The organism is Bradyrhizobium sp. SZCCT0153 (assembly GCF_018129995.1).
Classification (GTDB): Bacteria; Pseudomonadota; Alphaproteobacteria; order Rhizobiales; family Xanthobacteraceae; genus Bradyrhizobium; species Bradyrhizobium japonicum_G.
On sequence record NZ_JAFCKS010000002.1, the window covers coordinates 922,780 to 935,043 of the forward strand.

General features: G+C 63.6%; 11 protein-coding genes. All 11 read right to left on the reverse strand.

The window, feature by feature from the left end; all coding sequences use genetic code 11:
- Positions 1–38: 38 nt before the first annotated feature.
- A complete protein-coding gene (locus JQ572_RS11945; protein WP_211383202.1) occupies positions 39–1,658 on the reverse strand; it encodes an MDR family MFS transporter in 1,620 nt (539 codons plus the stop codon).
- 37 nt (positions 1,659–1,695) lie between these two features.
- Complete coding sequence (locus tag JQ572_RS11950; protein ID WP_211383203.1) at positions 1,696–2,844, reverse strand: HlyD family secretion protein; 1,149 nt, start codon at positions 2,842–2,844, stop codon at positions 1,696–1,698.
- Between the two features lie 34 nt (positions 2,845–2,878).
- Positions 2,879–4,054 (reverse strand): DUF3734 domain-containing protein, encoded by a 1,176-nt coding sequence (locus JQ572_RS11955; RefSeq protein ID WP_211383204.1) that lies wholly within the window; start codon positions 4,052–4,054, stop codon positions 2,879–2,881.
- Positions 4,055–4,085: 31 nt separating this feature from the next.
- Positions 4,086–4,886, reverse strand: coding sequence for an acetoacetate decarboxylase (locus JQ572_RS11960; RefSeq protein ID WP_211383205.1), 801 nt, complete (start codon positions 4,884–4,886; stop codon positions 4,086–4,088).
- 76 nt (positions 4,887–4,962) lie between these two features.
- Positions 4,963–6,168, reverse strand: a complete 1,206-nt coding sequence (locus JQ572_RS11965) for an NAD(P)/FAD-dependent oxidoreductase (protein WP_211383206.1) — start codon at positions 6,166–6,168, stop codon at positions 4,963–4,965.
- 114 nt (positions 6,169–6,282) lie between these two features.
- Positions 6,283–6,576, reverse strand: a complete 294-nt coding sequence (locus tag JQ572_RS11970; protein WP_211383207.1) for a hypothetical protein — start codon at positions 6,574–6,576, stop codon at positions 6,283–6,285.
- 101 nt (positions 6,577–6,677) lie between these two features.
- On the reverse strand, positions 6,678–7,628 hold the full coding sequence (locus JQ572_RS11975) for a helix-turn-helix transcriptional regulator (RefSeq protein WP_211383208.1): 951 nt from the start codon (positions 7,626–7,628) through the stop codon (positions 6,678–6,680).
- A gap of 51 nt (positions 7,629–7,679) precedes the next feature.
- Positions 7,680–8,627: a helix-turn-helix transcriptional regulator gene (locus tag JQ572_RS11980; RefSeq protein WP_211383209.1), complete on the reverse strand. Its 948-nt coding sequence runs from the start codon at positions 8,625–8,627 to the stop codon at positions 7,680–7,682.
- Between the two features lie 262 nt (positions 8,628–8,889).
- Complete coding sequence (locus JQ572_RS11985; protein WP_211383210.1) at positions 8,890–10,962, reverse strand: PAS domain-containing sensor histidine kinase; 2,073 nt, start codon at positions 10,960–10,962, stop codon at positions 8,890–8,892.
- Positions 10,955–11,392, reverse strand: a complete 438-nt coding sequence (locus tag JQ572_RS11990; RefSeq protein ID WP_211383211.1) for a response regulator transcription factor — start codon at positions 11,390–11,392, stop codon at positions 10,955–10,957. Before JQ572_RS11990 ends, JQ572_RS11985 begins: the two co-directional genes overlap by 8 nt.
- A gap of 39 nt (positions 11,393–11,431) precedes the next feature.
- Positions 11,432–12,094, reverse strand: coding sequence for a response regulator transcription factor (locus JQ572_RS11995; RefSeq protein ID WP_211383212.1), 663 nt, complete (start codon positions 12,092–12,094; stop codon positions 11,432–11,434).
- Positions 12,095–12,264: the final 170 nt, after the last annotated feature.

Genomic DNA, 12,264 nt, shown 5'->3' on the forward strand with positions numbered 1-12,264 from the left:
GAGTTTCCTTTCCGTTGGGGATGCGCGTTGAACGATGATCAGTGGGCACCGCCGGCCTCGAGCGGGCCGGACTTCTTCAGCAGGAGCGCGGCCAGCAGCGCAATGATCAGGGCTGCACCGAGCACGTAGAAGGTGTCGCTGAAGGCCAGGATGAAGGCTTGCTTCTGCACGACCTTGCCGATCGCCACATAGGCGCGGTGCGTGGAGTCGACGCGATCGATGATGCCGTGGTTCATGAAATACTGCGTAAGCTGCTCGATCCGGGTGCGGGTCGCCTGTTCGAACATCGACACCGATTGCGTCAGCACGTTGGAGTGATATTGCTCGCGCTTGGTGAGCAGCGTCTGCAGCGCGGCAATGCCGATGGCGCCGCCGAGATTCCGTGTCATGTTGAATAGCGCGGATGCAGACCCGGCATTCTCGGACTCGATGCCGGCCGTGGCGACCGCCGAAAGCGGTGCGAAGCAAAGGGCCTGGCCAAAGGCACGGATCACGTTGGGCCAGAACAGTTGATCGGCCGCATAGTCATTGGTCATGTAGATGTTCATGAAGTTGGAGGCAGAGAACAGCGCAAAGCCGGCGCCGATTACGATACGCGGGTCGACGCGCTTCATGAGCTGCGGCACCATTGGGATCAGCAGGAGCTGCGGCAACCCGGTCCATGCCAGCACCATGCCGATCTGCTCGGAATTGTAGCCCTGGATGCGCGAGAGATAGACCGGCAGGACGTAGACCGAGCCGTAGAGAGCGACTCCAAGCAGAAGATTTGCGAGAACGCCGAAGCCGAAATTGCGGCGAACCAGCAGACGCAGGTTCAGCAATGGTTTGTCGGCGGTGAGTTCGATCGCGACGAACAGCGCCAGTGCGATCGCAGCGATCACGGCGAGACGAACGATGAACGGCGAGCCGAACCAGTCGTCCTTGTTGCCTTCCTCCAGAACGGTCTGCAGCGCGGCGAGCCCGATCGCCATGGTGATGATGCCCGCCCAGTCACCTTCGCGCAGCAGCGAGAGCCTCATGGGCTTCGATTCCAGCGAGACATACAGCATGGCGATCATGGCCGCGCCGGGCACGACGTTGACATAGAAGATGTATTCCCAGCCGAAATTCTCGGTGAGATAGCCGCCGATCGTCGGTCCGATTGCGGGCGCAAACGTCGCCGAGATCGCGAACAGCGCCAGGCCGATCGGCTGCTTCGCCTTCGGCAGCAGCGTAATGATCAGCGTGAATGCCATGGGGATCAGCACGCCACCGGTAAATCCCTGCACGGCGCGCAGCACGATCATCTGCGAGAGGTCTTGCGCGAGTGCGCAGGCTGCCGAGAACAGCAGGAAGAGGAGGGCGTTGGTCAGCAGGTAGATGCGAACCGAGAATACCTGGGCGAGCCAGCCGCTGAGCGGGATCACCACGATCTCGGCGATCAGATACGAGGTCGAGATCCAGCCGCCATCGTCGATGCCCGCGCCGATCCCGCCCTGGATGTCGGCAAGCGAAGCATTGACGATCTGGATGTTGAGGACCGCCATGAAGGCGCCGAGCGTGGAGCCGATCACCGCAAGCCAGGTTTTTGCGGAGACGACGGGAGCGGCTGGGGCCGCGGCGGGCGACCCAGCATCGCCGGTGGGAATGACGTCGACGATGGTTCGATCCGTGGTCATGGCGGTCTCTTCGCGTGCGCGGGAGGAGCGATGTGGTTCAGCTACGGGGCTGGGTGCGGCGCGATGCAACGCGCTTTTCGGCTTCGCGGTCGGCGAGAACGGCGCTCTTGGTGTTGATGGTCGGCAGCGCCGACATGCCGGGGCGCAACAGGCCCTTCAGTCTCTGGCCGTCGAGCACGATCTTCACCGGCACGCGCTGCACGATCTTGGTGAAGTTGCCCGTTGCGTTGTCGGGCGGCAGCAGCGCGAATTCCAGGCCGCTCGCCGGCGACAGGCTCTCGACATGGCCTGTCAGTCTGGTCGAATGGAAGCTGTCGATCCGAAGCTCGACCGGCTGTCCGTCGCGCACATGGGTGAGCTGCGTCTCCTTGAAATTGGCGACCACATAGACCGCATCGAGCGGCACGACCGCCATCAGCTGGGTGCCGGCTTGCACGAACTGGCCGACCCGCAACGAGCGCGCGCCGACCGTGCCTTCGACGGGCGCCGTGATTTGCGTGTAGGACAGGTTCAGCGCCGCCTGCTGCTCCACCGCATGGGCGCGGTCGAGCTGGGCAACCGCCTTGGCACGGTCGGTCGCGAGCACCTCGATCTTCTTGCTGGCGGCGATCAACGCCGACTTCTCTGCGAGCAACTGGGCGGACTTCTCGCGCAGCGCCGCGTCGGTCTGCTGTGCGCGCTGGATGGTGCCGGAACCGGTCTTCATCAAGCCGTCGTAACGGGCCTGTTCCTCGCGTACGAACTTCAGCGCCGCTTCGCTGGCGTCCACCAGTGCGGCTTGCTGCTGGATCACGGACTCCTGCAATTCGATCTGCGCGTTGAGGTTACGCACCGCGGCATTGGCCGCGGCGACATCGGCATGGGCCTGATCGAGCGCCGCCCTGAAATCGCGGTCGTCGATCCGGGCCAGGATCTGACCGGTCTTGACCGGCTCGTTGTCGGAAACAAGGACTTCGGCGATGTAGCCGGAAACCTTCGGCGCGATGATGGTGGAATCGGCTTTGACATAGGCGTCGTCGGTCGTTTCCAGGTAGCGGCCGATCGTGAGGTAGTAGCGGGTGAACTCGGCCGCCCCGGCGACGCCGAGCGCCGCGACAAATATCAGCGCTGCCCGCCTGATCGCCTGCCGGGACGGGCGAAGCCTGGCTTGGGCCTTTCGTTCGGGGACAAAAGAAATGGTCGACATGGCATTCTCCTGAGGCTGCAGACGGCGCTAGAGCTCAATCGCGGCGATGAATATCGTGGGTGACGATGCCGAGCTCTGGTGACGGCGGGTCCAGGCGGCCCGGGTCGGCGAGAGTACGGCGGATGTCGTCGAGCCCGTTCTGCCAGTGCCTGCGCATCGCACTCAGCCCAAACTCGTAGTCCCTGGAATGACCCTCGTAGGTCTTGGACTGGTAGATCAGGTGGACGATGTTGTAGGCGCGGTGGCAGGCCATATCGGCAATGGCGCGGATTTCCGGCTTCGCTTTCGCGCTTTCCGGCAGTTCCTGCATGGTCCGTTGCAATGCCTGACGCATCTTCTGCATCCGCAACACCTGGTCGGTGACAGAGCGTGTGCGGCTCGAATACTGGATGTCCTTCTGCCGGCTCGACACTTCCATCAGGTCGTAGGGAACGCGGCCTCTGGCCGACCAGAGATCGATCTGGAACGTCAAGGTGTCGCGCGGCTCGCCGGACAGGACACGGGAGAGTGGCGTGTTCGACACCACGCCGCCATCCCAGTAATGTTCGCCTTCGATTTCGACGGCGGGGAATCCCGGCGGCAGCGCGCCGGACGCCATGAAATGTTTCGGTCCCAGCCGGCGTTCGGCGGTGTCGAAATAGGTCAAATTGCCGGTGCGGACGTTGACCGCGCCGACGCTGACGCGCACGTCGCCCGAGTTCAGCCGGTCGAAGTCGACGAGCCGCTCCAGCGTTTTGAGCAGCGGTGCGGTGTCGTAGAAGCTCGTCGCGGCATCGCCCGAGAACGGCGACCACAGCGGTGAGGGGAAGCGCGGCTTGAAGAAGCCGGGCTGGCCCTGGACCAAGGCTCTCGCGGCCGCCATCGCGTTGCGCAACGAGTTGATGTCGAACGCAAATGGCAAGGCATTGGCTAACCCTTCGCCGGCGGGCCACTCGATCGAGAAGGCGCAGATGGTTTCCCAGAATTCGCGCAGCCTTTGCACGCGCTCGCCTTCGGGCGAGCCGGCAATGATGGCGGCGTTGAGGGCCCCGATCGAGATTCCGGCCAGCCAGTTCGGCCGGATGCCGGCTTCGTGCAGGCCCTCGTAGACGCCAGCCTGATAGGCGCCGAGTGCTCCGCCGCCCTGCAGGACCAGAGCGACCGCGTCATATGGCAGCGGCCTCGATTGCTGCGGCGCAGGACTGGTTTGCTCGCGCGTGACCTTAAGCATTTCGAACCTCCCGGTATTGCGGCTGATCCGATCAGCCGGCGTTTGCCTCGATAAGGATTTCGGATCTGGATCCGCGTCGCTGCGCAGTCGCGCCCGGCGAAAGATAGTCGTGGACCACGGTGCCGAGCCCGAGCGTCAGGTCGGCCACGAGGTGCTTGGCCGACAGCACCTCGAGGACCGGCAGTTCGGCGACGGGGGCGAGCGCGTGCGAATAAAGGTCGAGCGCAGCGGGGCCGGTCCATGCGCCCCTCACGGTGATGTCTTCGAGGTGGTAGCGGACCAGCTCGCAGATGCGGGCCGAGCCGTCGACATGCGGGATGATCTTGAGCAGGAAATTGGGCGCGGCGAGCTTGCTCGCCTCGGCTGCGCAATCGAGGGCGCGGTGCTTGTAGCCCATGGTGCCGGTTGCGATGCGTACCGAGCCATAGTTCAGGGTGCCGACCAGCGTATCGATCTCGACTGCAAGCTTCGGCTGTGCCAGCTTCTTGGGAAATCCCCACAGCTCACGCCCGCCTGCGATTGGCGGATGGTCGTTGAGAAACATCTGGTGGGTGAAGCTGCCCGCCTGGCCCTGATAGGACACAGGGATGACTTGACCGCTTTCGGTGTAATCGCCGAATCCGGTCGAGTCCGGCATGCGGATGAACTCGTAGTTCACGACCGGCTCCGTGAGCGCGAGCGGCTCGGGCACGATCCGGCGCAGCGCCTCGGGGTCGGTCCGGTACTGGATGATGAAGTACTCGCGGTTGACGAAGCGATAGGGGCCCGGCGGAAAAGCCGGGTTGGTCATCGGCATCGCAAACGCTGTCGTGCGGACGGCCTCGGGTTTCATTGCGGTGATCTCCACGTTGGTCGATTTTGAGCAGACTGCACTCTTTTGCGAGAAGCGCGGCCCTGGTTTGGTCGGTCTACACCTCGCCGACACGCTCGGGATCGGCTGCGGCCAGCGCGGCTGCACGCTCGGCCGGTGGCGGATAGATCCACACGGTGTTGATCTGTTGCTTGGTCTTCTTGGCCTCGGTCCCGACGAGCTCGAGCGTCCGATCCCAGCCACGCGTGAAGATCGCGCCAGCCTCGCCCAGGTCGAGACAGGTCGCATATGCCTCCTGGTGATACGGCTTCGTGGGGACTCCCAGCAGCTCGGCCGCGGCATTGTTGCCGGCAAAGGCGCCCATCCGCGTGGCGTGCTGGCACGACATCAGCGCGTAATTGCCGATGTTGTCGCTGGCGGCTCTTGCGGCGTCGCCGGTGGCAAAGACGCCGGCGACGTTCAGCACGCGCAAGTCGCGGTCCACCAGCAGCCGCCCAAAATTGTCGCGCTCGGCGGGAATTTGCGCAGTCAGAGGAGCGGCGCGCATGCCCGCCGCCCAGATCACGGTTTCACTTTCGATGTGTTCGCCGGAGGTCAACGTCACCCCGGAGTCGTCGAGCGATGCGACGCTCGCACCGAGCCGGGTCTCGACACCGAGCGTGCGCAGCGCATCCTCGATGACGGGGCGGGGACCCGCACCCATGTCGGGTGCAATCGCACTGTTCCGATCGACGATGACGATGCGCGGCCTGGCATCCTTGCCGAAGATCGCACGAAGCCGGGCGGGCATTTCCGTGGCGGTCTCGATTCCCGTGAAGCCGCCGCCGGCAACGACGACGGTGTCGCGTCCGTTCCTTGCCGGCCGACCGGCCAGACCGTGAAGATGCCGGTCGAGCGCAATTGCATCGTCGAGCTGGTCGACGCTGAAACCGTGCTCGGCAAGGCCGGGGATATTCGGACGAAACAGCCGGCTGCCGGTCGCCACCACCAGCCGATCGTAGGAGAGGTGCTTCTTCGCACCTTTGATACGGGCGATCTCCACCGTGCGAGCCGTAGTGTCGACCGTTTCGGTGCTGCCTTGTACGTAGACGACGTCAATCGCCTTGAGGACATCCTGCAGCGGCGCCGTCAGCGTTTCGGGCTTCGCTTCGTAAAGCCGCGGACGAACCACCAATGTCGGCTCGGGAGCCACCAGCGCGATCTCCAGCTCTTCGGGCGAGACGCCCTGGATATCGCGCAGACGGGCAGCCGAAAGTGCAGCGTACATGCCGGCAAAACCGGCGCCAATGATGACTATTCGCATGTGACTTTCTCCTGTGGTTGCTCTTCGGGGATACGCGCGTTGCCGCCGCCGCTGCCTGGGTGCGGCCTCTCGAACTCGACGACGACGCGAAGACGTGAAACGAACGCGCTGGTTTTAAGGGGAGAAACAGCTCGGCATCGACGATGCCCGCGGCGGCCAGCGGCGGAGGAAAGCCGCTCCGACGGCGATCGGGCCGCTCCAGTCGGCGTAGGGAAGCCGTGTGTCGTCGCTGAGCATGACGGACATCGCCGGAATCGTCCTGTGCATGAACTGGGTTGGAGTTTCCACGTCCTCGCCCGTTGCAGAGGCGAAGCGTACCGCCAATGACAGTCCGTAGACGATTGTGCCTGCGACTAGTCTGCGTCGCGGCGCGATTGCAGAGAGGCTGACGAAAGTCTTCGAGGTCATCTTCGTCTCCGTCTATGGGGAGCGTGGGGGACCCTGATCGTTTACCGGATCGACGCTGCGTCTGCGCCAGTGCGATTGCGGCACCTGCATCGCGATTGCTGTTACCGTATGCGCCGTCGCCAATCGCTGGGGGTTTCGCCGGTCAGCTTCTTGAATGCGGCGGTGAACGCAGTTTGTGAGGCATAGCCGAGCTTCGCGGCCACCGACACGATCGGCTTATCGGTCTCGCGCAGCATGTTCATCGCCTGCTCCAGCCGCTGCTGGCGCAGCCACGCATGAGGTGAAAGCCCGGTGCTTTCCTTGAAGGCACGACAGAAGTGGAAGCGCGACAGGCCGGCATCCGAAGCGAGCGCCGCGAGCGACACGTCGGTATTGTTGTCCGAGCGCAGACGTTCGATCGAGCGTCGCAGAACATGGGAGGACAGGCCGCCCATGATCGGCTCGAACGTCGTGGGCACGCCAGTGTGATCGGCCAGGATACGTGTGGCCAGGACCTCCGTCAGCTGCTGCCTGAACAGTAGATCCAGGGCCGTATTGCCTTCCAGCACATCCGCTGCACTCGTCAACAACCCGGATACGACAGGGTCGGGATGACCCGTTCGTTCCAGAAGATCGCCGAGGGTGGGCGCGTTGGCTTCGCGAACGACGCGTTCGAGCGCCGTGTGCGGAAGGTAGAGCTGGATGACGTCGACGAACCCGGGAATGTCCCATCTTGCGCTTGAACCGGCCGGAATGATGGTCACGACCCCGGAGCGGGCCGTTCCAATCGCAACCGATCTCCCGGAGCGACGCTCCAGGCGCTGAACGCCTGTGGGGTAAGTCATGATGACGTGGTCGGTCATGGGTTCGACCGCGTCATGGAGAGCCCCATGCTTCCAATGCGCGATGACGCCGCTGGAAGGGTCCGAAGCCATCTGGAGCGGTGCGGTCTTGAGGACGCGCGCCATTTCCACGTCGGCACGGCGCCGCTCGGTGACCGCGGTGTCGCGATGTCGCGCGCCGGGGTCGACGAGCAGAGCCTCCAAAGGATCGTGCAGGATCGGCTGGTTCATCGGGCTGTTCTCGCGTTCGAAGGCACTTCGTTGACTGCAGGGGGACAGTTGCTAACGCACGCGCCGCCGCCAATCGCTCGGCGTTTCCCCGGTCGATCGCTTGAATGCCGCAGCGAAGGCCGTCTGGGAGGCATAGCCAAGCTCCACCGCCACCGCCACGACCGATGCGTCGGTGTTGCGCAGCATATTCATCGCCTGCTCGAGCCGGTGTTGCCGCAACCAGGCAAGAGGTGAAAGCCCAGTGCTCTCCTTGAAAGCGCGGCAGAAGTGGAAGCGCGACAGGCCTGCGTCCGAAGCCAGGGCATCGAGGGAGACATCCGCATCGCTGTCCGAGCGCAAGCGTTCGATGGCGCGGAGCAGGACCTTCGGTGAAAGTCCACCCACGGTCGACTGGAACGCCGTCGGCGAGCCGGTATGTGCGGCCAGGAGGCGTGTGGCCAGGAGGTCGGTCAGCTGATGCCTGAACAGCACATCCAGCGCCCGATTGCCCTCCACCACACCGGCCGCGCTCAGGAGCAAGCGGGATGTAATGGGATCGGGATGCGCAGTTCGCTCCAGAAGGTCGGTCGGGTTGTGGGTCTCGGCTTGGTCGGCAACGCGCCTCAATGTGGCGTGAGGAAGATAAAGCTGGACGACGTCGACAGGTTTCGGAATGTCCCACCGGGAGCTTGAGCCTTCCGGGATGATGATCACGACCCCGGGACGAAACGTTCCTTTGACGACCGAGCTTCCCGACCGCCGCTCCATGCGCTGCACCGCGCCGTTGTAGGCCATGATGACGTGGTGGCTCATCGGCTCGACGACGTCGTGCAATGGTTCATGTTGCCAGTGGGCGATCCCGGCGCCGGAGGCGTCCAACGCCATGTGAAGTGGTGCGGTGTGGAGGACGCGCGTCATCTCCACATCGGCGGAGCGGCGGTCGGTAGCCTGAAAGTCCCTCTCTCGCGTCCTGGGTTCGACCGGCAGAGCGTCCAGGGTATCGACCATCGGCGTGCTCATGAATTGTGCTCGTGTTGGGGAAGTCTTGCGTTCAATTCCCGCCGGCCGATTCGTTGGTCGGTGGACAGAGCGGTTACCTCGACCATGTTCGTAACGATGATGGGAAACAGCGCTCGGTGGTATCGTGCGGCGGGTGTGGTCTCGCTGGTTCGGCGGTTAGAGTCACCTGTACCTTGGGATAGGGCGGCCGGGGCTTGGCGTGATCATTCGCAGTGAAGCCGCAACTCACCGAAGCGCGGGACGCGCCTCGTGCCGACATGTCCTACCCCGGTTCTGGGCTGGGCACCCTCGGTACCGGGACAGTGAAGTGGAAATGCGCGCCGCCATTCGGACGGTTGGCGCCCGCGATGCGGCCGCCATGCGCGGTGATGATCGACTGACAGATGGCAAGGCCGATGCCGAGCCCCGCGTCCTTGGTGCTGAAGAAACTGTCGAAGACATGCGCCAAGCCCGCGGCGGGAATGCCCGGCCCATTGTCGGCAACGGAGAGCACGACCGAGTCGTCGTCATCGAACGACGTCTTAATCTCGATCCGGCGCTTCGGCTGGCCCGACTGCACGATCGCCTGGACGCTGTTGACCAGCAGGTTGATGATGACCTGCTGCAACTGAATCCGGTCGCCAAGGACCTTGGGGAGGTCGGCGCCAAAGGCCGCCGACAGGACGATCGACTTTGAATCGGTGTCGTGGCGGATGAACAACAGCGCTTCTTCGGCCACCTCGTTCAAGTCGATGAGGCGCATCTCCGGTTCGTGCTTCGCCGCCATGCCGCGGATGCGATGTATGATGTCGCTGGCACGCCGCGCATTCGAGACGATTCGGGAGGTGAGCTGTGTGACCTTCTCCGTGTTTTGATCGGCGCGCGCGAGCCATCTCAGGCTGGTCTCGCCATTGGTCACGATGGCCGCAAGCGGCTGGTTGATCTCGTGCGCAATCGACGTCGCGAGCTCGCCGAGCGTTGCGATCCGCCCGGCATGCGAGAAGTCGGCTTGCAGTTTCCGCAGCTGCTTTTCGGCGTTTAATCGCTCGCTGATGTCCTGCATGGTGATGAAGGTGTTGTCGAGCTGCTCGGGCGGCACCGGATAGGTCACCGTGAACAGGACGTCGATGATCGAGCCGTCGAAAGCGCGAATCCTGGTTTCCTCGATCAGGTTCCGGCGGCCTTCGAAATGCGCGACCATGACCCGTTCGGCGAGCCCGGGGGCAGCGGCGAAAATGTACCGGACCGGTTTGATGAGATCGGCGGGGTTGCGGGCGTGGAACAGCGATACGGCGTCGCGATTGACGTCGGTGACGCGAACGACGTCCTTGGCATGTTCGACGAGGTCCGGATTGCGCTCGAGATGGCCGGCGATATCGCGGACGCCGTTTGACTTCAATTGGTCGAAGGCCTCGCCCGCGCGGCGGGAATCCACCTGCCAGAGCGCGGTCGGCAGATATTGAACGAGCTGACGGTATCTCTCTTCGCTGGCCTGCAATTCCCAGGTCGTTCGGTCATCATTCGTCACGCCGTTGATCGTCACGAAGACGGTGTCGGGCGGCTTTGGCTCCGCCGAATGCCAGGCCTTTACGACGGGATTGCGCAAGCTTCCGCTCAAGATCATCTTGCGTATCTCGAGACGCGTGCGATCGCTCGTGACACTCTCGATCAGAGTGGCCAGCAACGCGCGGCTCTCGGCCGGCCAGAAGTCGCCGATGGATTTGCCTATCATCTGCTCGTAGCCGGCATGCGCGCCGAACATGCGGACCGCCCGATTGTTGACGGCCAGGATGCGGGTTGCGCTGAGCATCTCGTCGACCCAATCCGGGTGCTGGTCGAGATCGACGGGGATGCCGCCGCGCCGATGTTCGGCGATCGCATCGAGCAAATGGTGCGCGGCCGACGTATCGAGCTCCCAGGACGCGGCGAGAGAAGATTGCAGCTCGGCATCCATGCGCAGGTACGCCGCTTGAGAGAGCGAGCCTGCGTTCCGGCCGAACTCGACAATATCGAGAAGACCGCCCGCTGTGTCCCGGCGGACGATTTGCCTCACCGCAGCCACGATGTCCGCTCCGGTCAGGCCGCGCCGGAGGGCCACTCCCTCCCACCGGCCTTCGCGCAGGAGTGCGCTGAAATGATCGGTACCGCTGTGGGCGAGGGAGCCGATCGTCTGGACGCGCTGCCCCACCATCGCCATGGCAGGCCAGCCGTAGAGAGCTTCGGAGGCAGCATTCCAGTATTTGATGACGCCGTGTACGTCACTGACGATGACGCTTTCGGAGGCAAGATCGGCCAACTCCATGGCATGGGGGAAAGTGTGGTCACTTCCTGCGGCACGTTGGAACAGATTACTCATCTGACGGCGTATCCTGGCGATCATCGCCTTGCGAACGGCCTGCGCGGTCCAGCGTGGACTGCAGATGGTGCAAGAGGACGTCATCGTTGACCGGCTTCGTCAAACAGGCGAGAGCGCCGCCGCTGAGCGCGCGTGCCCGTGTGGCCGGACTTGCATCCGCGGTGATGATGATGACCGGCATTGACGAGCCCAATTCCCGCAATCGTTCCTGGAGTTCGAGGCCGCTCCGGCCTGGCATGCTCACATCGGTAATCAGGCAGTCGAAGTGATGTGGCGCGTACGCGGCCATGAAAGCTTCCGCCCGATCGAATGTCTGGCACGCGAATCCCAGCACGACGAGGAGATCGGAAAGCGCCTCGCGCACAGCTTCGTCGTCATCTACGACCGCGACGGCAGGCAGTCTGGGCGAACGGATCGTTTTCGCTGGCATGGCCCGACGACCATCCGCCCATTGCCGGCCGGGTTGTACCTATCCTTTGGTGTAGGCCGATTGCGTCCCTTGAAGTGCCGCAGGCAGCGATTCCCAGATCCGGATCAATTGGCCGACCGATCCGGCCTGCAGTTTCCGCATCGCGTTGCCGCGATGCAGCTTGACCGTGATCTCGGTGATGCCCAGATCGAATGCAATCTGCTTGTTGAGGCGACCCCTGACCACTTCGCGCAGCACCTCGCGTTCGCGAGGGGTCAGTGTCGCGTAGCGGTCGACGTGTTGCCTGACGTGATGGGCCGCCGCCCGTTGCGCGATGTCTTTCTCGATCGCCGCGGCGACCGCATCGAGCAGCGCCTGATCCCTGACAGGCTTGGTCAGGAAGTCGATGGCTCCCGCCTTCATCGCCTGCACCGTCATTGCGATATCGCCATGACCTGTCAGGAAAACGATCGGCCGCGTGTGGCCGTTCGCGACGAGATGCTGCTGGAGATCGAGACCACTCGCTCCGGGCATGCGAACGTCGAGGATGAGACAGCCAGGCCGCTCCGGAAGATCGGCATGCAGCAGCTCCTGCGTTGATCCAAAGCAGCACGCATCGAGTCCAACCGACAGGAGCAGTTCGCGAAGCGCGAAGCGGACCTCTTCGTCATCATCCACGATCACGACAAGCGGACGGTTTGTGGATTTTTCATCAACGGTCATGGGATAGCGAGGTAGGGGATGTAAGGTACGAGAGCCGGCGATAGTCTCGAGCATGGCGTGGTCCCTTGATCGCTTCCCGCCCCCGGTTTGTCGCCGTGCCTTTCACAGAGGGTCTTGAAGCCTCGGCTCAAGGAACGGCTACACGGGATTTTACGGGTCTTAAGGTTGCG

Coding starts and splice junctions, on each gene's coding strand:
- JQ572_RS11995 (WP_211383212.1), bottom strand. CDS start 12,094: ATGACCGTTGATGAAAAATCCACAAACCGTCCGCTTGTCGTGATCGTG.
- JQ572_RS11980 (WP_211383209.1), bottom strand. CDS start 8,627: ATGAGCACGCCGATGGTCGATACCCTGGACGCTCTGCCGGTCGAACCC.
- JQ572_RS11975 (WP_211383208.1), bottom strand. CDS start 7,628: ATGAACCAGCCGATCCTGCACGATCCTTTGGAGGCTCTGCTCGTCGAC.
- JQ572_RS11970 (WP_211383207.1), bottom strand. CDS start 6,576: ATGACCTCGAAGACTTTCGTCAGCCTCTCTGCAATCGCGCCGCGACGC.
- JQ572_RS11955 (WP_211383204.1), bottom strand. CDS start 4,054: ATGCTTAAGGTCACGCGCGAGCAAACCAGTCCTGCGCCGCAGCAATCG.
- JQ572_RS11965 (WP_211383206.1), bottom strand. CDS start 6,168: ATGCGAATAGTCATCATTGGCGCCGGTTTTGCCGGCATGTACGCTGCA.
- JQ572_RS11950 (WP_211383203.1), bottom strand. CDS start 2,844: ATGTCGACCATTTCTTTTGTCCCCGAACGAAAGGCCCAAGCCAGGCTT.
- JQ572_RS11960 (WP_211383205.1), bottom strand. CDS start 4,886: ATGAAACCCGAGGCCGTCCGCACGACAGCGTTTGCGATGCCGATGACC.
- JQ572_RS11985 (WP_211383210.1), bottom strand. CDS start 10,962: ATGAGTAATCTGTTCCAACGTGCCGCAGGAAGTGACCACACTTTCCCC.
- JQ572_RS11990 (WP_211383211.1), bottom strand. CDS start 11,392: ATGCCAGCGAAAACGATCCGTTCGCCCAGACTGCCTGCCGTCGCGGTC.
- JQ572_RS11945 (WP_211383202.1), bottom strand. CDS start 1,658: ATGACCACGGATCGAACCATCGTCGACGTCATTCCCACCGGCGATGCT.